This is a genomic window from Cytobacillus sp. C11.1, assembly GCF_058145115.1.
The window spans coordinates 2,847,940-2,867,813 of sequence record NZ_CM176935.1; the positions used below are offsets into that span (position 1 = coordinate 2,847,940).

Consider the following 19,874-nt stretch of genomic DNA (forward strand, 5'->3'; position numbering starts at 1 on the left):
GGAGGTTAGAATATGAAACTAGCATTCTTATTTCCTGGCCAAGGTTCACAAAAAATAAACATGCTACACAGCTTACCAGAGCATTCTGTCGTTGGTGAAGTTTTACAAGAAGCAAGTGAAGTACTGGGTGAAAATATTAATAACCTCGATACTGTGGATGCATTGACGTCTACTGTATCAGTTCAATTGTCTTTGCTAATTGCGTCTGTGGCTGTATCAAAAGCTTTCGAAGCAGAAGGGGTGAGGCCTGATTTTGTGGCAGGTCATTCAGTCGGTGCTTTTGGTGCTGCAGTTACTTGCGGAGCGATGGATTTTGCCGATGCATTGATGATTGTGAAACATAGAGGCAAACTAATGGAAGAGGCTTTTCCGTCGGGTTATGGGATGGGTGTCATCACTGGTTTGGATGCAAAGTGGGTAAAAGATATGGTTGAAGCAATGTTTTCAGAAGAGAACCCAGTATATTCCTCCAATATTAATGCAGCCGACCAAATCACTATATCTGGCTCCATAACAGGTATCAATATGGTTCTCGCTCAAGCGAGTCAAAGTGGTGCAAGGACAGCTGAGCTTCTTAATGTAAGTGTACCATCACATTGTCCCTTACTATTTTCTGTTGGTGATTCCTTATATGACAAGCTGGCACATATCAATATTCGTTCTCCAGCTGTTCCCTATGCCTCAAACAGGAAAGCCAGATTATTAAGGAATTCGGAGCAAATTAGGGAGGATCTTGCTTTTAATGTTTCCCATCCAGTACGTTGGTATGAAGTCAGCTCTTTGCTTTGTGAGTATGGAACAAGACTTCTAATAGAAATGCCTTCAGGGAATGTTCTAACCAATTTAAATAAAAAAACGCTGCCGGGCGCCCGCTCTGTCTCAGTGGATGAAAACGGTTTTGAAAATTGCTTATTCTTAGCAAAGAGATTTTGTTCTTAAATATAAAATTGATATCAGAGAGGGGATATATATAATGCAGGCTGTTAAACAACGATCTTGGAATAGTCGTCATGAAGCTAAGCAAAAAAAAATTGAGAAAATGAAGGGAATCACCTGCAACAGAATTATACCCACACACCAAATCGTCGAGGCTTTAGAAACGCTGATTATGCCAGGGGATCGGGTTGTTCTGGAAGGCAACAATCAAAAACAGGCGTCTTTCCTATCAGCTGCCCTTGCCCAGGCGGATCCCAAAAAATTATTTGATTTGCATATGATTATGTCCAGTATATCTCGCCCTGAACACTTGGATTTATTTGAGAATGGGATTGCTAACAAAATAGATTTTTCCTATGCTGGCCCCCAAAGTCTGCGAATGGCGCAAATGCTGGAAGATGGAAAGCTGACTATGGGTGAGATTCATACATATGTAGAGCTATATGGCAGGCTATTTATCGACTTAATTCCTTCAGTGGCTTTAGTGGCTGCAGATAAAGCTGATTCATCAGGAAACTTATATACAGGGCCAAACACGGAAGAAACTCCGACCCTTGTTGAAGCAGCGGGGTTTAGCAGCGGCATTGTTATTGCACAGGTCAATGAATTGGCTGATGAATTGCCTCGTGTTGATATTCCAGGTTCTTGGATTGATTTTGTAGTTGTTGCCGACAAGCCTTATCAGCTGGAGCCGCTGTTCACCCGTGACCCGCGGCATATTACAGATATACAGATTCTTCAGGCAATGATGGTGATACGGGGAATATATGAAAAACACGGAGTTAAATCTCTTAACCATGGTATAGGCTATAATACTGCCGCGATTGAACTTCTTCTCCCAACTTACGGTGAATCCTTAGGACTAAAAGGTAAAATATGCAGGAATTGGGCTTTAAATCCACATCCGACTCTTATCCCAGCTATTGAAAGCGGCTGGGTAGAGAGTGTCCATTGTTTTGGCGGAGAAGTAGGAATGGAAAAATACGTCGCTGCCCGGCGTGATGTATTTTTTACAGGCAAGGATGGCAGTTTGCGTTCAAACCGGACACTTTGCCAGCTTGCCGGCCAATATGCTGTAGATTTATTTGTAGGGTCAAGTCTGCAGATTGACGAAGCAGGGAATTCTTCAACCGTAACGAGGGGACGCCTTGCGGGCTTTGGAGGAGCACCGAACATGGGACATGATCCAGGAGGAAGGCGTCATTCCTCCCAAGCATGGTTGGACATGATGACAGACACAAACCCGCTTGCACGCGGCAGAAAATTGGTTGTTCAGGTAGTTGAAACATTCCAAAGCGGGAATAAACCAGTTTTTGTTGAATCGCTGGATGCTGTGGGCGCCAAAAAGGATATAGGGCTTGAAACAGCACCTGTCATGATTTATGGAAATGATGTGACACATATAGTCACAGAGGAGGGCATTGCTTATCTATATAAAACGGACAGCATGGAAGAACGGAGACAGGCAATCGCAGCAATTGCCGGTGTAACCCCAATTGGCCTGAAACATGATGTGAAAAAGACTGAAAAATTGAGAAGAGAAGGGTTAATTGCTCTTCCGGAAGATCTCGGAATTAGAAGGACGGATGCAAAAAGGTCACTGCTGGCTGCTAAAAATGTTGAAGAGATTGTGGAATGGTCTGAAGGTTTGTATGAGCCGCCGGCTAAATTCAGAAGCTGGTAAAAAGAGACGGAAGTGATAAAAAATGAAGGACTTGCAATCTTATAGCTTTAAGCTTGGAAAGTTGGCGGTACAATCACTAATTGAAGAGGCCGAGCTTACGCCAAAACCAGGTTTAGTTGATAAGAATAGTTCTGGTTCGCATACAGATATGTCCCTAAAAACGATGATTATGTCTGCTAAAGCACTTGAATCCACATTTAGAGAAATAGCGGAAACAAGCTTTAACCGGATTCCTTCACAAGAACTCCGGGAAGAGATTGCAATCATTGGACGGCGGGGGGAACAGGCTATGTTTAAGGCCACTGGTGGCGTAAATACTCATAAAGGAGCTATATGGGCTTTAGGCCTGCTTGTCTCCAGTGCAGCGATGGACTTAGGGAAAAGCACAATTGAGGAGGTAGCAATTCAAGCAGGAAGGCTGGCTCTCTTTACTGATCGAAATTTGAGTGCAGTTAAAACAAATGGCAGCAATGTTAAAGCAAGGTTTGGAGTAGATGGTGCCAAGGGTGAGGCGGAGCAAGGCTTTCCTCACGTCAGGCATTTTGGACTGCCAATTCTTTATGAATCCAGAAAAAGATGTATGAATGAGATTCTTTGCAGGTTAAACATACTCATTGCACTTATGGCAGAACTAAATGACACCTGTATTTTGCATAGAGGCGGGGCAGAAGCTTTGAAAAGTACAAAGGAGTCCGCAAAGGAAATTTTAAAAGCTGGAGGAGTTTCTACGGCTAAAGGCTGGCAGTTACTGGAACAATTGGATCAATCATTATGCGGCCAAAATGTATCACCTGGCGGAAGCGCGGATTTGCTTGCTGCCACCATTTTTATGGACCTTGTAGATCAGAATACAAGAAGCAAGCTTAAGAGACAAGAAGCTTTACTAATCTAATAGAAGGGGAGCTGCCATATGGAAAAATTAAACTTTAAGTTCCCTGCAACTCAAATGCTGGAGTCAGATGCTCAAGTTGGAGTTGTAGGGTCAGGTGACCTGGAGATATTAATGGAACCATCCGACCAAGGACATGCAGATGTGACTGTCCGGACAGGAACAACAGGATTTAATCAAATATGGGAAACGGTATTAGAACGGTTCTTTAGTAATAATGATATTTCAGCAATTGTTAAAATCAATGATTTTGGAGCAACTCCGGGTGTTGTATCACTAAGGCTTTCACAAGCATTGGAGGTGGGCAGAAATGCTGGATACGCTAAAAAATAGCTTTGTTGAATGCGGAGGAAGGGAACGTGCCCGTGTTTTGCTTGATCAGGGTACTTTCAGGGAACTTTTAGGACCATTTGAGGGATTTGAGTCCCCGCATTTGGAGCCGCAAGGCATGGTCCCTCAAAGTGATGATGGAGTCGTGATTGGCAAGGGAGAGTTAAATGGCAATCCAGCAGTAGTCATTTCCATTGAAGGAAATTTTCAGGGAGGCGGAATAGGAGAAGTCTCCGGTGCCAAGATTGCAGGAGCTTTAGAGATAGCACTTGAAAAAAATAAATCTGGCAATCTGGTATATCCCATTTTTATTTTTGATACTGGGGGGGTCAGACTGCAGGAAGCCAATTATGGCCTCTTATCAATTGCTGAAATAGGTGCAGCCATTGTGGCGTTAAGGGAGTATGTTCCCGTTATTGGTGTAATTCCGGGGAAAATTGGAGCTTTTGGCGGGATGTCAATTAATGCAGGTTTGTGCAGTACTTTAATCATCACGAGGGAAGGCCGGCTTGGATTAAATGGACCGGAGGTAATCGAGCAGGAAGCTGGTATACAGGAATTTGACTCGACGGATCGCCAGCGTATTTGGAATACTATTGGAGGCAGACAGAGAGTGGCTGCTGGTTTCGCCGATATAGAGGTTGAGGATGATATCAGCTCTTTTAGAGAGGCCATATTGTCTGCAATCCGGCAGGGAGCAGTGGAAAAACCGAGAAGCTCACAGGTTGAGAGATACCTATCTTTTATATGCTCTGTAAATACATCAGAAGTGCTCACCCCTCAGAAAGTGCAGGATTTGTGGGCAGAATTAAATCTATATCATTCAGATGAATCCAACAAAGTTATTGATAATAGTGTTATTAAAATTAAAAGCAGGGGACATAGATGGTTTAATCTTTTGACAGCCGGCAGCAAAAATATCGGAGTTGTTCCTTCAGTCTTATGTTCTGATGCAATAATCGGCGGCAAGCCTGTTCGTTTCCTTGCTGTTGTCCCCGATGAATCAAGCCGGTTTCCAAGAGCACGTTCAGGGGAATTTGGTCTTGAGCAGGGTTGGATGATTGCCAAGCATATCCGGGACGCTATTGAAGATGACAGAAACAATGAAGAAAAACGTGCAATTATAGCAATTGTTGATGTTCCTAGCCAGGCTTATGGGTACCGTGAAGAGCTTTTGGGAATCCATCAAGCCTGTGCTGCAGCGGTTGATGCTTATGCATCAGCAAGATTAGCAGGGCATCCGGTAATTGCATTTATTCCTGGAAAGGCTATTTCAGGTGCATTTTTATCACATGGAATGCAGGCTAGCCGGTTAATCGCTTTGGATGATGACGGTGTTAATGTGCATGTAATGTCCAAGCAATCTGCAGCAAGAATAACTCAAAGAACCATTGAGGAACTAGAAGAAGCCACGAAAAAAGTGCCGTCAATGGCCTATGATATCCGGTCCTTTGAAAAATTGGGTGCACTTTATGAACTTATTTCGGGTATTAAGGCCGATGAGCCTGCTGGTGCAGACCGGGATGTAATTTATAAGAGTTTAATAACAGCGGTAGAAGATATTCAAAATAGTCCACGTGATTTGAGCAGAAGGCTTACTTCAGATTTTGCGAAAGAAGGTGGCCGGTCAGCATCGATTTTAGTTAGAAAGAAACTGGCGGAGCAATGGTAATAGACCCGCATGACTTATTGGAGATCGATACAAAAAATCTCATCAGCCATTCTCCAATCCCGGACTGGGCGATTGAATCGCTGAGTGTTGCACCCTACGGTGTTGTCCGCAGAGCACATGCGCCAAGTGGACAGATAGCTATAGGGATTAGGGGGAAGTCCAGGGGTGAAAGATTTGCAGCATTTTTACCGGAGCATGCTGTAATTGGTCATATCAAGCCTGAGCATTTGACTGGCAGGCATCTCTTGAAATATAAGCAATCACCTGTGTTTGAATCACTTGAAATAGCAGGGGAAATACTGGATAGATACAAGCTTGTGTGGGGGCCCGGGGGAAGTGCGGGTTTTGAACTTGCAAGCGGAGTTGAAACTGTTACAGCTAAAAGTGATTTGGATCTTATTGTACGGGCCATTAATCCACTTCCTATAAATATAGCTGTCCAAATGCTAAGTGATTTACAGAAGTGCCCGGCTAGAGCAGATGTACAGGTTGAAACACCTAAGGGTGCATTTTCATTAGAGGAATATGCAAGAAATACATTTCCAATACTATTAAAAACTCAAAATGGTCCACTTTTAATTGAGAATCCTTGGGTGGATAATGTAGTTACCTCAAATTTCGCTTGTGAAATCTAAATAGTGAATTAGATCTTCTTATGAAAATTTGAAAGCTGCCGTTTTGGCAGCTTTCGCTCTCATCATCCACTTATATTCCCAAAAGCACCATTTATAGCATAACTGTAGTGATTTGATTATCAAATATAAAGTTGTTCTTAATACTTGTTTGTCTGTTTTCCTTCACGAGCATAGCAGCTGCCCATTGCCGCCTGGGCGGTGCAATGCTTGACATCCTATACTGTAACGTTTATTATTACAGTAAGATAATTGCTTATCATTTAGGAGGCGGACATGAACAGTGAATTCACACTTGCCATTCATAGTTTAACCCTGCTTGCGCTGCAGCCGGATCGGATGTCAACAAGCGATGCCATAGCCGAGAGTGCAGGTGTTCACCCTGTTCGCATTCGGAAAGTGTTAAGTCTGTTAAAAAAACATGGATTTATTAAGTCAAAAGAAGGTAATGGCGGCGGATTTATTTTTGCGCTTGACTTAGATAAAGTTAATCTCTGGGATCTTTATAAAATTACTTCTGAGGGTACACTCCAGCCTAAATGTCCGGAATCAAATGAACAGTGCATTGTGGGTGCGAATATGCAGAGAGTTCTATTTGCCATTTTTTTAGGTGCTGAAGAACATATGGGAGAGTATTTAAAGACCTTTACCATAAAAGAAATTATCGACCTTATCAATCAGGAACAATAAAGCGGTAATGGTGACTCCATACCGCATGATTTTTTCTTATTTAAATGTAATAAAAAAAGTTACAGTTTGACCTATCGGTGTAAATCACTTAATTTGGGGTATGGTTTAGAATACAGTTTAAATTAATGGAACTAAAATAATATAAGAAGGTGAAACAAATGCAGGCTAATAATAATTCAATATTAAAAGTAGGGGATTGGATCAAGGGAAAAACACAAAAAGGTGAATTGATTCTAGGTTATATTGAAACTCTTGATATAATGAAAGGTATAGTACAAGTAAAAGTAGTGACAAGTGATAATCAAGAAACGATTGGAAAAACCATACAAATGTTAAGCAGGAGGGTTAAGCGATTACCTGAGTCTAAAGTGGCCAACAAGGAACAAATTCACTTTCTAATAGACTTGGCACTTTCAACAGGGGATGAAGAATGGTTCATTGAGCTTTCTGACAAATTAAATTCAATGAAGGAGCTAGTTAAGGGAGTATAATAGACATATAGATACCCGTAACAAATTAGGATGACCCAATAAGGAACAAAAGTCCCTCTGAAACATTTTCAGAGGGACTTTTTTCTATTTATCTCTTCTTCGCAATAGGACCTTCAAACACTTCGGAGTTTTTGGCAAACTTAAATTCAGTCATAGCTTGCCCGCCGGAAGATAGGTTCGGATAAAAGTTCACATGGTTTCCGGTGTTTTCAGCCTTTTTATTTTCCATCCCTTTTGCACGTTCGATTGCTTCTTCGAAAAGGGTTGCATGAGCTGCTTCTCGGTCGATTAAGAATTGGAACATTTCTCTTGCACCAGGGTCTGCTACGTGGCGATACAGTTCTTCATAAACTTTTTTAGCGCGGAGCTCGGCTGCCAAGTCTGATTGAAGGTTGGCGACAAGGTCACCGACATTATTAATGAAATTTCCGGTAAACGGAGTGCCTGATGAATCCACAAAATCAAGGCCATGGCCATCAAGGATTGTGCTTTTTTGCACCGTTGAATTTTGATGGATCATATGATTGACATAGCCTTTTGCGTCAGAAAGCAGGTTTCCTTCTCCTGCCATTTTCCGCTCGTCACTGCCCAGTTCATCCATCATCTGTTCTTTATCCGGGCCACCCATAAGCTGTGAAATACATGCCCCAACCATCTCAAGATGGGAAATTTCCTCTGTAGAGATATCCATCAAAAGATCACGAATAGCTGGATCAGGAGTGCTAAAGCTCTGTGCAAAATATTGAAGGCAAGCCTTTAATTCTCCATTAGCTCCCCCAAATTGCTCAAGTACTGCTGCAGCATATGCAGGATTTGGTTCTTTCACATCAACGGGAAACAATAGCTCTTTTTTGTGGATATACATATTCAACCTCCAAATATTAGATTTACATACTAATCATTCCCATTAGTCTTTTACATAAACATAAATTTTGTTAAATTAGTAGAATTGTAAAGGATAAAAATTAAAATTCCCCTGCAGTTAATCTGCAGGGGTTAATGCGATTCTCTTATATATATTTTGCTCTACAATTTGCCTTTTTCTACGTTAACTCTTCCGGAAAAAAACACAGCTCCCCCGCCCATATCAGAAAGCCGGTCAGGGGTCAGGGAGTTGACAAGCTGATTGGTGCCAGGAGCTTCGGCCCAAAGGCCTTGTGAAACTACCACACCAGGCAGGACGTTTTCACCCACAGCTGCTTTCATTTCACAGTCTCCACGAACATTCCATATTCGCACCATATCTCCATCATTGATTCCTGCCGCTATTGCATCTTTTACATTCATATGAAGGCGAGGCTCCTTTTCCAGCTGAACATGCTTTTCATTGTTGGAGAAAGTAGAGTTTAAGAAATTATGGTTCGGTGCCGGGACAAATAGGAATGGGAAGCTGCCTTTTTCCTCCAAAGGAATATAAGTTGGCAGAGGCGGGAAACCATCATCTTTCATTCTCTGAGAATATAATTCTATTTTCCCGCTTGGTGTTGGAAGCCTGCCAGGGAAAAGCGGTTTTACATTCGCTTTTATAAATTGGTTTTCCTTTAAAGATTCCATATTAATCTCTTCTATAAAAGGATTAGCAGGAAAATTAAGCGCCTGTTCAATCATTTCCTCTTCCGTTTCCTGAAAAACAGATTCATCAAAGTTCATCCCATCAGCAAGCAGGCGGAAGACCTCCACATTCGATTTAGACTCCCCATAAGCATCCATGACTGGCTGCTGGATTTGCAAGTAATGATGCCAGTAAGAAGTATAAAGGTCAGTATTTTCATAGGAAGAAGTAGCGGGCAGTACAATATCAGCGAATTTAGCCGTTTCTGTTAAAAATAAATCATGGACTACAAGAAACAAGTCTTCCCGCTGCAATCCTTTACGTACTTTATTGCCATCCGGCGCTACAACTGCCGGGTTCGTACCATACACAAACATAGACTTAACCGGCTTCCCCATTTCCAGCAGGGCTTGGCCAAGCTGATTCATATTAATCATCCGCGTATTTTTATTTTTCAGAAGGTCAGAACGCTGCAAGGCTGCAGTGTTAATAGCAAGGTAACCTGAATTTCCTTTAATGGCCCCGCCGCCTTTTAAAACCCACTGGCCAGTTAGGGCAGGAAGGCAGGAAATGGTGCGGATGCACATTCCGCCATTATCATGATGCTGGGGCCCATTACCAATCCGGATAAAAGAAGGAGACGTACTTCCATACATACGAGCCAGCTTGTAAATGTCCTCAATTGGAACTCCAGTAATGCCAGAAACTGTTGCCGGATCGTATTGGACTACATGATCGCGCAGCTCTTCGTGTCCGACTGTGTACTCCTGCAGAAAATGGTCATCCACCATGTTTTCGGCGAAAAGTATATGCATTATTCCCAGCGCAAGTGCGGCATCTGTACCAGGTGTGATCGGAATAAACCAATCGGCCATTCTGCCAGTCTGATTTTTATGCACATCAATCACAACGATCTTAGCACCCTTTTTACGCGCCTTTTGTGCCAGCACAACCTGGTGCATGTTGGTGCTGACTGCATTGATGCCCCAGAAAATGATCAGCTGTGAATGGTTGGTGTCTTCAGGATCGATGCCAAAGCTGCCTCCCATTGTATAGCTGTACCCGACAGTACCCGCAGATTGGCAGATGGTCCTGTCCAATCGTGAGGCGCCGAGTTTATGAAAGAATCGGCGGTCCATTCCTTCGGCGCTGAGTCTGCCCATATTTCCATAAAAGCTGTATGGCAGGATACTTTCCGCTCCCTCTCTTTTAATTAGATCTTTCCAGCGTGAAGTAATAGTGTCTATGGCTTCTTTCCAGCTGATACGCACAAAATTGCCTTCGCCTTTGCTGCCAATCCGCTTTAAGGGATATTGCAGCCGCTTCTCATCATATAACCGTGCAGGCATGTTCCGCACTTTATTGCAGATATTGCCTTTTGTAACCGGATGATTGGGATCCCCTTCAATCTTTACGATTTTTCCGTCTTTTTTATGGATTAGTAGCCCGCATTGATCCGGGCAATCCAGTGAGCAAACGGAAGGAAATACACCATTCGAAATATCCTTGTAAGAGCTCATGCCAAAACTCCCTCCCTGATCTTATTAAACTGATAATATCACAAAAAACAGATTAATTAATTTAGTTAAATGTTATGGACACTTCCCACTTACTCCCAGTGAATTTCTATGTTGAAACAGAAAAGCTCACATTTGAAACAAAGAAAGCGAATCTTTTTTGTAAAATAGGATTATTCAGGAACAATTTAACCATGAATCATCATATAACCATTGGATGGGTTATTTGAAATTGCCCACTTATCTATATGGAGTAAGGATAGGTGTTATGAATACAATTGAGTAGGAGTGCAAAGCTAAATGACTACTAGAATTGCTATTATAGACGATCATAAACTTTTCAGAGAGGGAGTAAAAAGGATCCTTGAGCTTGAAGAGAATTTTGAAGTAGTAGCAGAAGGTGATAATGGCCGGGATGCACTTATGATAGAAAAGACCTATAAGCCTGATGTTTTTATTATGGATATCGACATGCCTTATATGAATGGGATTAAAGCAGCCAGCAAACTGATTGAAAAAAAATCAAATAGCAAAATCATTATTTTATCCATTCATGACGATGAGAACTATGTGAGCAAAGTCCTCCAGCTTGGTGCGACAGGTTATTTGCTAAAAGATATGGGGGCAAAGGCACTCGTTGAAGCAGTTGAAGTTGTTGCGGATGACAAGTGTTATTTGGACCCAAGGGTTACTCAGAATATTATTGAAGAATATCGTAAACTTGCCTCATCAAATCTTAGCAGTGCTGCAGCTTCCGGACCAAGAGTGGAGCGTCCGCTGCACTTGTTAACCCGGCGGGAATGCGAAGTCCTTCAGCTGCTTGCAGATGGCAAAAGCAATATTGGCATCAGCAAAGCTCTTTTCATTAGTGATAAAACCGTTAAAAACCATGTGAGCAGCATTCTGAGAAAAATAAGAGTGACCGACCGGACACAAGCAGTTCTTTTGGCAATCAAAAGGGGCTGGGTCAGCATAAATTAGTCACGGCTAAGGCTATTATATTGAGTACATCAATAAAGGCATGTTCTTGTGAGCATGTCTTTTTTTGCTGGCATGAAAGTTTGGTAAATGGAGACAGTTATATAGGATACTTTTTATTGTAAAGAGAGAGAATAAGGAAGAAACCTTATATGATAGGTGATAAAATGAATCGGTTTTACAAACGTTATTCAGATATTATTTTTTATTTGCTTAGTGAAAATAAATGGAATAGTTTAGCACAATTAGCAGACAAAACTGGGTTTTCCAAAAGCACCATTTGGCGTGACCTTGAATTTCTGGAAACGATCTTACCTGATGATTGGAAGCTTGAAAAGCATGAAACCCTCGGGGTGCGGCTGTTTAAGCCTGAAAGCGGAACGCTTGAAAGCATATTGCGGCATATAAGGGAAAAGAATTCCTATTTTCATACTTTGAAATTGATTCTTTTAAATGATGGTGTGGATATTTCGCAAATTTCGCAGGAGGTCCATATTAGCCGTTCCACTGCATACCGCCATATTGAAAAGCTTCAGGAAGTCCTGCAAGAGGCGGAGTTAACGTTGTCTGCCAGCCCGTTTAAACTAGTTGGTGATGAAAAAAATATTAGGCGATTTATTGTGCAATATTTGGATTTGATGGCCTTTAAAACAGAGGATGCTATTAGTTCGGTCAATTTTGCAGAATTTCAAACCGCATTACTTCAGCAGCTATCAAAATATTCCATGTCATTGCGAACCGGGGCGCTGCAGCGACTTAAGATGATTATCTATATTTCTAATTTGCGCGTTTCAACGGGATATTTTGTTTCATTTTCTAAATCCATTCTAGCAGCTTATGAGGAAAGTAAGTTTTTTCTAATTGCCAAAGACTTGGTGAATTTTATGGCCAAAAGTCCATCTCGTGAAATACAGCTGCAAGAAATACTCTTTTTTGCCATTTATCTTATGAGTGAGGAAAGACCGATTAACAGGTCACAGCATCTCCGATATCTCCGCGGGAGAAAGATAGGAGAGCGAGAGCACCCGTTTGCCATTTTCCTGGATAGTCTTTCAAATTATGTTGGGTTTAATCTTACTGACGATGATATTTTTTTATTTCATATTTATCAAACATTGAAGAGAATTTCGCTTGAAAATGAATTTAAAACGGAAACCATTCGCAATTCAATGCTTCAATACCTGCCTTATTATGAGTCCAATACGATTTTCCAAACGATAGAGGAGCACGCAGTAAAAGCTTTTTCGAGGGTTCCTCTTATTATAAAGAAACTGGATGTACTCGAGATTTTTACACTCCTTGAGGCTGCCATTTTACGAAAAAAAATCAGCACACGATACAAGTTGCTTTGGTGTGCCGAACATATTATGAAAAAGATTATATTAGAGAAATCTTAAAGTATCATCATGGGACTCAGTTGGCAATTTCAACTTTGGATGCTTCAAGCATGGATCTGATTTCTAAATACGAAGAGTTTGATTTGATCATTTCTACAGATTATCATGATTCATCCAATCTAATTGGGTACATCCCTACCATAAAAGTCTCTACTTTTCCGACTCCATCAGAATTAATGGAAATTAAAGAATTTATTCAGGATCACTTCTTTGAACAAATTGGCCTTGATAAAGAAATGGTCTATCCTTTTGGGAAGAGAGGAGATTCTTAGTAGCGTTGTGATTAAAAGGTGATTAATACTATATGACTGAAGGGTATTCTGCCAAATGAAAATGCAGGCTTGTCCTTTTCAGGGATTTGTGCCGGGATGATTCTGAAAACAGTCATAAGCTTCAATTGTAATTATTGAACCAGGAGCAGCCTTTTCGCTTGGCGGAGAATGTTTTTCCTGTTCAGCCTGAGGGTAGTGAAAGGTATTTCCATTGCTTTTAGATGAAATTCCCGCTAAAGTTTTAAACAAGATGGTTGGTAGGAAAGGTTGAGATTCTTCTTTGAAAATATTGATTACTGGCGCAAATGGATTTTTAGGAAAAAAGCTTTCGCTAAGGCTTTTGAAACAGGGACATGAACTATATTTATTAGTAAGAAATAGAAATCGATTGAATACTTTCATGGATAAAGAAGGAGAGGACTACTCCAGGCAGATTCATATTTTAGTAGGTGATGTTACCGAAAAGAATCTCGGTTTAAACATGGAGCTCGTGAAATCTTTATCTGGTGAGCTCGATGCAATCTATCATGGTGCTGCATTACTATCATTTGATGAAAAAGATCGGGAAAAAACTTATCAAGTGAATGTAGAAGGAACAAAGAATGTGTTGGAGTTTTCATTGGAAATTAGCTGTTGTAAAGTATTCTATATAAGTACTGCTTATACGGTCGGACAAGAAACGGCAGGGTCAGAAACGCTTTATTCTATGGATAGAAGCTTTGTAAATCCATATGAAGCATCAAAGTGCGAGGCAGAGCATTTGGTTTACGGTTACAGTAATAAACTTGAGACAGTCATTCTCCGGCCTGGCATTATTATCGGAGATTCAAAAACTGGAGAAGCAGACACCAATTTTGGCCTATATGGATTTTTAAAAGGAGTTAAGATTTTAAAAAAACGAGCAGACCGGAGACAGGGAGACAAGAAATACAGGATCTTTTTAGATCCGGAAGTTGCCCAAAATTTTGTCCCTGTCGATTATGTTATTGAAGTGCTGGAAGCAGCTTTGATCCATAGCAGGAATCGAGATATTTTTAACATCACAAATCCTAACCCGCCGCGGCAATCAGAGATTTTATCGATTGTGAAAGAGATCCTGGACTTCCCGCAATTAGAGATGCATTCACTATCATCAAGCGATGATATGACAAATGAAGAAAAAGCCTTTTATGATTCAATGAGCATTTTTCATAGCTATTTTCAGCGTACAATTGATTTTCCAACAGGTCATACAGAAAGAATGCTCACATCTGCGGGGCTTTCTTTGCTGAATATGGATAGGGAAGTGTTAAAAAGGATTATAGAAGGGTTTTTAACGGATAAGGCGAGGGTTCCTTCGTGATAAATAGAAAAGACCGCGGATAATAATTCACGGTCTTTATCATTTTGTTACATTAGTTGTACTTTTCTTCGAGAATCATGAGATTATAAATGGCTGATACTTGAAAGAAGCCTTTTACAGCTTAATGACTGTACAGCCTCATCCCCTATAAAGGAAGCTCTTCCGTAACAGCGGCAAGATGTATTTATTCAATATCCTCACTAGATTTTTTCCTTTTCCAATTGCTTATATGGAGTGAACCCCTGATATAGCAAATTCCGTATAATTTGCCTGTTTCTTCAACATCCTTTAATTATAAGGTTTAGCAGAGGGATGAAAAGATGAAGCCATTTCGCAGAAGAAAGACTAATAAAAAAGAAATTCAATCACAGCAGGATGCCAATATTATTTTACAATCCCCATTTTCTTCTAATATTGATGTTAATGTCTATATTATGGAGCAATTGTTCACAGATATCCCCGACATGGTTATGCGCCATTTTCAATTAAGCACAGGCTCGAACGCATTGTTGATTTATATGAAAGGTCTGGTGGACAAGGAACAAGTACATCTGCATGTTCTCCGTCCTCTTATGAATTCGAGCACATTAAATAACGGGAATATCGAATCAGTCATATCAGTGGGAAAGATTCTGAAATTGGAAAAATGGCAAATGGCGGAAGAACTAATCTTTAACGGGTTTAGCATTCTGTTTATTGATGGCGTACCATTGGCATACGCAATGGAAACAAAAGGCTGGCCTCAAAGAGCCATTGAAGAGCCGGCTACTGAATCAACAATTAAAGGAGCGCATCAAGGCTTTATTGAAACGGGTGTAAGTAATGTTGCATTAGTCCGCCGCTATATTCAAAACCGCGAGCTGAAGATAAAGGAATTTGATGTTGGGAGGAGAAGCAGAACAAAGCTTTCTGTCCTATATATTGAGGATCTGGTTCATCCAGAAGTTTTACAGGAATTAGAGGATCGGATTCAGCAGATTGATATTGATTCCATCTTAAACACTGGGGAATTGGAGGAGCTTATCGAAGACAATCCATTTGCGCTATTTCCACAGTCTTTAACAACGGAACGTCCCGATGGAACTGCATCTCATCTCTTACAGGGAAGAATAGCCATTATTGTCGACGGGTCGCCAAGTGCGTTAATTGCCCCAATGACATTCACCGCTTTTTTTCAGACTGTAGACGATTATAGTATGAGATGGACTGTAGCGTCCTTTATAAGATTATTGCGGTTTGGCGCATTTTTTATCGCTGTGCTTTTGCCTGCTTTATATATTGCGTCCATTTCTTTTCACTATGAAATAATTCCGGTCAGTTTGCTAATTTCTGTTGGGGAATCACGTGCAGTTGTTCCGTTTCCGCCTATAATAGAAGCCCTATTAATGGAACTCGCTTTAGAAATGATGAGAGAGGCGGGTTTAAGACTGCCTGCTCCGGTAGGCCAAACAGTCGGCATTGTGGGAGGTATTGTTATCGGCCAGGCTGCAGTTGAAGCAGGTATCGTAAGTAATATTATGGTTATAGTAGTTTCCATTACAGCCATTTCATCCTTTATCATTCCAAACCAGGATATGGCGACTCATATTCGCTTATTGAGATTTCCATTTATGCTTATTTCATCTTTATTTGGGATGGTGGGGATTGTAATTGGAATAATGATTGTGATCGCACATTTTATCTCTCTTGAATCGCTTGGTACACCTTATGGCAGTCCGATTGCTCCATTGCGCCTGTCAGATTGGAAGGATAATTTTATACGCTTTCCGAGATGGGCGATGGTTAATCGCCCTAGATCTGCAAGAACAATACAGCTAAAAAGGCAAAAGTCTAAACGAAATCGCGGGGATCAAAAATGAAGAAATATGGACTAAATGAAATTACCACTTCACAGTTCATCTTCTTTATATATAAAACACAGGTAGGCATGGGAATATTAACAATGCCAAGAATAACAGCAGAAGAAGCTGGGACAGATGGATGGATTTCGGTTGTTTTTGGATATTTTCTGGCGATATTTATCAGTATTATCATTATAAAAACTATGGAAAAACATCCTGACGATACTTTATTTGATCTGCTGCCTAAGGTCTTTGGCAAATGGATTGGGAGACTATTCATTATTGGCTGGATTGGTTATACAGGTTATTTTGCAATCGGGTTATTATTGACGACTGTTTTTATTATTCAGGTGTGGATTTTTCCGGAAACGCCTTCATTTCTGGTTACGTGGCTTTTTCTTATTCCAATCTATATGATCACTCGAAATGGGATAAGAGTTATTGGAAGATATGCTGAATTTGTTTATTTCATCACATTGTGGATGATTCCGCTCCTGTTATTCGGGTTAAAAGATGCACACTGGCTAAACCTGCTCCCCATCCTGAAAGAAGGTTGGAAACCAGTCTTGATCGCAATGCAAAAAACGGTGGTTCCATTTATCGGCTTTGAATTAGCGTTTATTTTATACCCTTTTTTGAAGAATAAAAAATCAGCCTTAAAAGGCATTATTATTGCGAATACATTGACCTTTTTATTATATATATATGTCATCATTATCACCTTTGTATATTTTAGTCCGGATGAAATTAAAGAATATAGGTGGCCGACATTAAATATCCTGAAATCGATTGAACTCCCTTTTCTAGAGAGATTTGAGATCATATTTCTCTCTTTTTATCTAATTATTCTCTCGATGACCATTATTCCATTTCTTTTTACGGCTGCCTTCGGAACAAGCAAGCTATTTGGGCAGAAAAGTCATAAAATCCACATTAGGATTTACATTGGAGTTATCGCTTTTTTTTCCATATTTTACACACCGGTCAGCCAGAACATGGAAACATTGGGGAAATGGGCCGATTATCTTGGAGTAGGTTTCGGTTACGCCTTTCCTATTTTCTTCGGACTGTATGTCTTTATTTATACAAAGCTGAAGAATAGGGGGTCAAGCGCATGAAAAAACCATTCTTATTTCTAATTTGTTCCACCTTTTTATTTGTTTCCGGCTGTGGGGACCGGATGGATTTAGAGAATGCTGCCTTCGTCCTTGTAATGGGGCTTGATTTGGATGAAGAAGGACGCTTACTTGTGCATACTTCAAATCCTGTGTTTAGCCAAGAAGCCGAAAAAAGGCAGGACTTGAAGAAAACAACTGCTTCATCTTTACACAATTCACGTGTTCAGCTTAATGCACAAAGCAAAGGTTTCCCGGTAACAGGGAAGCTGCAAGTTTTACTGATAAGCAAAAAATTAGCTGAGCAAATCGATCCGTTCCCGTTACTAGAATACTTGTATCGTGAAGCAAAAAATCCAACAAATGCACGAGTTGTGATCGTTGACGGATCAATTGAAGGCTTATTCAATGCCCAGGAGCAAATGAAGGATAAACCACGGATTGGCGTTCATTTAAAGGACATTGTCGATACAGGGTTTGAAGGCAATGAAACAGTAGATCTCAGACTGCAAAAATACCATTATCAGGTTTTTGAAAAAGGTATAACCCCTAGTTCAACTGAGCTATCATACAATAACGATGAAATTAAAATTACAGGTACTTCTCTTTTTAATAGTGAGGGGCTGTATACCACATCTTTGGACCTTAAAGAAACTCCCTTGTTATTAACATTAACAAACGAGATTGAAGCTAAATCTGCACAATTTACCTTTCCTTTTTCATCGAATGGATCAGATGAAGAGGGGGATGGAGAGGGACAAAATTTCAAAAACATAACCTTTACTATCCAAAAAGTAAAAAAGAAAGTTAGGGCTTCAGTTCAAAATGGCCAATTTTCTTTTAAGGAATCTATAAAAATGGATATAGACCTAACGGAATTACCAGTGGATGTTGACCTTGAAAAAGATAAAAACAAAATTAAATATGCGATTGAAAACTATTTAAAGCAAGAGTTTTCTAATCTAATCAATAAGTTACAGGAAAATGAAATTGACCCGGTGGGCTACGGGCTTTATGCCCGCTCATTTCAGTATAAGGATTGGAAAAACGTTCAAGATGACTGGCCTAAAGCCTTTTCTGAAGCAAAAGTTGATTTTAGCATTGATGTAGCAGTTCGGAACCAGGGGGTAATGAAGTAAAACGCCAATTAGCGTTTTTTTTAGCCTGTGCCTTTTCGCAGTCTAAAGAAAGAAATAGAACAAGCCACGTTTTAGCGTGGCTTGTTCTATTTCCGAAATTCCTATTCCTTGCCCTAGATTCCTTTATAGGAGTCTTTCAAATGCTGGCTTTTTAGAAGCCTCCGGTGTTTAATTTCAAGCTTTTGAATATGATTAAGTTCCTCTATCAAATCATGGATGGACAAGATTTCATATAATATCGCTGTCTCAGGCTGGACATGGTGATGGGTACGAGGTTTTAATCCACCCGCTGGATTTTGCTGCTTTTGTTCAATAAACCATTGTGTGACTTCGCTGATTTTTTGATGATGGTTATCCGTTATCAGAAAGCCCGGATCGTACAAGCTGTCCTTCAGATCATCCAAAACTGAAAGGACGAATTTTTGCTTATTTTTATCAAGCTCGATATGGCTAGGCGGCAAAAAAATTAAGTTTCCAACGTGATAGATAATCTGCCTTAAAATGGTGAGTTTTTTATATTCATAATGAAAGTCCCGCATATCGTCTCGGCTGAAGCGGTGATATTTATATTCAGCTTTTTGGTAATTACATAATGTCTCTGTTTTTTCAATATCCTTTACAAGTCTTTGAAATTCTGTACGGAGATTTTTATCGTTAACCTCAAGATGAAAAATTTCTAAGCCTCGTTTATGTAAAATATCGCCAGTTCTCCTGTATAAGGAATGAATGCTGCTCATAATCGATTTAGAGTAATTCGGCGGCATGACAAAAAAGTTGACAGCAGTTGACACCACAATGCCAGTAGTGGTTGTCCCCAATCGGATGAAAAAAGAAGACAAGTAATGATCTTGCACTGTAGAAATCATTGCTACACCTGTTAAGGTGGCAACCAGCATTCCGTCATGGAGCTTCAGTTTATGGCAAGCGATAATCGTAGCCAGGGATACAGAAGCATAGCTGAATGGGCTGTCACCAAATAAGAAGGTAAAAAGAACAGCGAATCCAGCCCCAATGGCTGCGGCAGGAAACCGTACATAAGCTTTCCGGATTGAATCTGCAACAGTTGGTTCAATGGTAACGATCGCTGTAATGACTGCAAACATGGCTGGCCAATTCAGAATATGACAGATTAATGCCGTTATAAAAACAGCCAATCCCGTTTTAGCAATCCTTCCGCCAATAAAATTATAAGGTATAGGTAGGTTCATAAACAGATCCTTCTTAAAAGCGAGTATATTTCAAGTTTCAATTATATATCTATATTAGTGCACCAAAACAACAAGAGCAAATGTAAATTTTCTGATAAAAGGGGGTATCTTCCGTGACAGTACAGGATAATATGTTAAAATATACAACTATAAAGAAAATATCTGCCGGGTATTTATACCAAGAGCCAG

Annotated in this window: 18 protein-coding genes; 15 read left to right on the forward strand and 3 right to left on the reverse strand. The window is 40.4% G+C overall.

Translation table 11 applies throughout. The features are described from left to right. Nucleotides 1–12: 12 nt before the first annotated feature. From mdcH to AC3ZVC_RS14235, 8 genes are all read left to right on the forward strand, one after another. Nucleotides 13–939 (forward strand): malonate decarboxylase subunit epsilon, encoded by a 927-nt coding sequence (gene mdcH / locus AC3ZVC_RS14200; protein ID WP_490063876.1) that lies wholly within the window; start codon nt 13–15, stop codon nt 937–939. 34 nt (nt 940–973) lie between these two features. Then, entirely contained in the window at nt 974–2,620 is a 1,647-nt protein-coding gene (gene mdcA, locus AC3ZVC_RS14205) for a malonate decarboxylase subunit alpha (protein WP_490063877.1), read from the forward strand. A gap of 22 nt (nt 2,621–2,642) precedes the next feature. Beyond that, nucleotides 2,643–3,512, forward strand: coding sequence for a triphosphoribosyl-dephospho-CoA synthase (locus AC3ZVC_RS14210; protein ID WP_490063878.1), 870 nt, complete (start codon nt 2,643–2,645; stop codon nt 3,510–3,512). Between the two features lie 18 nt (nt 3,513–3,530). Continuing rightward, nucleotides 3,531–3,842 carry a malonate decarboxylase subunit delta gene (locus AC3ZVC_RS14215; RefSeq protein WP_490063879.1) on the forward strand — a complete coding sequence of 104 codons (312 nt, stop codon included), beginning with the start codon at nt 3,531–3,533 and terminating at the stop codon, nt 3,840–3,842. Continuing rightward, on the forward strand, nt 3,820–5,511 hold the full coding sequence (locus AC3ZVC_RS14220) for a biotin-independent malonate decarboxylase subunit beta (protein WP_490063880.1): 1,692 nt from the start codon (nt 3,820–3,822) through the stop codon (nt 5,509–5,511). The genes AC3ZVC_RS14215 and AC3ZVC_RS14220 overlap by 23 nt, the downstream gene beginning before the upstream one ends. Then, nucleotides 5,505–6,146: a malonate decarboxylase holo-ACP synthase gene (locus tag AC3ZVC_RS14225; RefSeq protein WP_490063881.1), complete on the forward strand. Its 642-nt coding sequence runs from the start codon at nt 5,505–5,507 to the stop codon at nt 6,144–6,146. The genes AC3ZVC_RS14220 and AC3ZVC_RS14225 overlap by 7 nt, the downstream gene beginning before the upstream one ends. A gap of 273 nt (nt 6,147–6,419) precedes the next feature. Next, a complete protein-coding gene (locus AC3ZVC_RS14230) occupies nt 6,420–6,833 on the forward strand; it encodes an Rrf2 family transcriptional regulator (protein WP_214724271.1) in 414 nt (137 codons plus the stop codon). 158 nt (nt 6,834–6,991) lie between these two features. Further along, the gene (locus AC3ZVC_RS14235) at nt 6,992–7,324 is read left to right on the forward strand and encodes an IDEAL domain-containing protein (RefSeq protein ID WP_490063882.1); all 333 of its coding nucleotides are present in this window, start codon (nt 6,992–6,994) and stop codon (nt 7,322–7,324) included. A gap of 88 nt (nt 7,325–7,412) precedes the next feature. Here AC3ZVC_RS14235 and AC3ZVC_RS14240 read toward each other — a convergent pair whose 3' ends face one another. After that, a complete protein-coding gene (locus AC3ZVC_RS14240; protein ID WP_490063883.1) occupies nt 7,413–8,189 on the reverse strand; it encodes a manganese catalase family protein in 777 nt (258 codons plus the stop codon). 161 nt (nt 8,190–8,350) lie between these two features. Continuing rightward, a complete protein-coding gene (locus tag AC3ZVC_RS14245; protein WP_490063884.1) occupies nt 8,351–10,396 on the reverse strand; it encodes a molybdopterin-containing oxidoreductase family protein in 2,046 nt (681 codons plus the stop codon). Between the two features lie 297 nt (nt 10,397–10,693). On the opposite strand from AC3ZVC_RS14245, the gene AC3ZVC_RS14250 reads away from it, so the two are divergent. The 7 genes from AC3ZVC_RS14250 (at nt 10,694) to AC3ZVC_RS14280 (ending at nt 18,477) form a co-directional block, all read left to right on the forward strand. Continuing rightward, the gene (locus tag AC3ZVC_RS14250; protein ID WP_490063885.1) at nt 10,694–11,374 is read left to right on the forward strand and encodes a response regulator; all 681 of its coding nucleotides are present in this window, start codon (nt 10,694–10,696) and stop codon (nt 11,372–11,374) included. A gap of 149 nt (nt 11,375–11,523) precedes the next feature. Next, complete coding sequence (locus AC3ZVC_RS14255) at nt 11,524–12,768, forward strand: helix-turn-helix domain-containing protein (protein ID WP_490063886.1); 1,245 nt, start codon at nt 11,524–11,526, stop codon at nt 12,766–12,768. A 20-nt stretch (nt 12,769–12,788) separates the two neighbouring features. Next, entirely contained in the window at nt 12,789–13,040 is a 252-nt protein-coding gene (locus AC3ZVC_RS14260) for a PTS sugar transporter subunit IIB (protein ID WP_490063887.1), read from the forward strand. A 280-nt stretch (nt 13,041–13,320) separates the two neighbouring features. After that, a complete protein-coding gene (locus AC3ZVC_RS14265; protein WP_490063888.1) occupies nt 13,321–14,382 on the forward strand; it encodes an SDR family oxidoreductase in 1,062 nt (353 codons plus the stop codon). Nucleotides 14,383–14,702: 320 nt separating this feature from the next. Then, on the forward strand, nt 14,703–16,241 hold the full coding sequence (locus AC3ZVC_RS14270; RefSeq protein WP_490063889.1) for a spore germination protein: 1,539 nt from the start codon (nt 14,703–14,705) through the stop codon (nt 16,239–16,241). Then, complete coding sequence (locus tag AC3ZVC_RS14275) at nt 16,238–17,341, forward strand: GerAB/ArcD/ProY family transporter (RefSeq protein ID WP_490063890.1); 1,104 nt, start codon at nt 16,238–16,240, stop codon at nt 17,339–17,341. The genes AC3ZVC_RS14270 and AC3ZVC_RS14275 overlap by 4 nt, the downstream gene beginning before the upstream one ends. Next, nucleotides 17,338–18,477, forward strand: a complete 1,140-nt coding sequence (locus AC3ZVC_RS14280) for a Ger(x)C family spore germination protein (RefSeq protein WP_490063891.1) — start codon at nt 17,338–17,340, stop codon at nt 18,475–18,477. The genes AC3ZVC_RS14275 and AC3ZVC_RS14280 overlap by 4 nt, the downstream gene beginning before the upstream one ends. A gap of 113 nt (nt 18,478–18,590) precedes the next feature. Here the strand turns inward: AC3ZVC_RS14280 and AC3ZVC_RS14285 are convergent, their stop codons facing one another. Then, entirely contained in the window at nt 18,591–19,685 is a 1,095-nt protein-coding gene (locus AC3ZVC_RS14285; RefSeq protein WP_490063892.1) for an aromatic acid exporter family protein, read from the reverse strand. Nucleotides 19,686–19,874: the final 189 nt, after the last annotated feature.

Bases quoted from the DNA above. Each gene is read 5' to 3' on its own strand.
- AC3ZVC_RS14230 (WP_214724271.1), top strand. From the start codon at position 6,420: ATGAACAGTGAATTCACACTTGCCATTCATAGTTTAACCCTGCTTGCG.
- AC3ZVC_RS14215 (WP_490063879.1), top strand. From the start codon at position 3,531: ATGGAAAAATTAAACTTTAAGTTCCCTGCAACTCAAATGCTGGAGTCA.
- AC3ZVC_RS14245 (WP_490063884.1), bottom strand. From the start codon at position 10,396: ATGAGCTCTTACAAGGATATTTCGAATGGTGTATTTCCTTCCGTTTGC.
- AC3ZVC_RS14210 (WP_490063878.1), top strand. From the start codon at position 2,643: ATGAAGGACTTGCAATCTTATAGCTTTAAGCTTGGAAAGTTGGCGGTA.
- AC3ZVC_RS14235 (WP_490063882.1), top strand. From the start codon at position 6,992: ATGCAGGCTAATAATAATTCAATATTAAAAGTAGGGGATTGGATCAAG.
- AC3ZVC_RS14285 (WP_490063892.1), bottom strand. From the start codon at position 19,685: ATGAACCTACCTATACCTTATAATTTTATTGGCGGAAGGATTGCTAAA.
- AC3ZVC_RS14225 (WP_490063881.1), top strand. From the start codon at position 5,505: ATGGTAATAGACCCGCATGACTTATTGGAGATCGATACAAAAAATCTC.
- AC3ZVC_RS14240 (WP_490063883.1), bottom strand. From the start codon at position 8,189: ATGTATATCCACAAAAAAGAGCTATTGTTTCCCGTTGATGTGAAAGAA.
- AC3ZVC_RS14280 (WP_490063891.1), top strand. From the start codon at position 17,338: ATGAAAAAACCATTCTTATTTCTAATTTGTTCCACCTTTTTATTTGTT.
- mdcH (WP_490063876.1), top strand. From the start codon at position 13: ATGAAACTAGCATTCTTATTTCCTGGCCAAGGTTCACAAAAAATAAAC.
- AC3ZVC_RS14270 (WP_490063889.1), top strand. From the start codon at position 14,703: ATGAAGCCATTTCGCAGAAGAAAGACTAATAAAAAAGAAATTCAATCA.
- AC3ZVC_RS14275 (WP_490063890.1), top strand. From the start codon at position 16,238: ATGAAGAAATATGGACTAAATGAAATTACCACTTCACAGTTCATCTTC.
- AC3ZVC_RS14255 (WP_490063886.1), top strand. From the start codon at position 11,524: ATGATAGGTGATAAAATGAATCGGTTTTACAAACGTTATTCAGATATT.
- AC3ZVC_RS14220 (WP_490063880.1), top strand. From the start codon at position 3,820: ATGCTGGATACGCTAAAAAATAGCTTTGTTGAATGCGGAGGAAGGGAA.
- AC3ZVC_RS14250 (WP_490063885.1), top strand. From the start codon at position 10,694: ATGACTACTAGAATTGCTATTATAGACGATCATAAACTTTTCAGAGAG.
- mdcA (WP_490063877.1), top strand. From the start codon at position 974: ATGCAGGCTGTTAAACAACGATCTTGGAATAGTCGTCATGAAGCTAAG.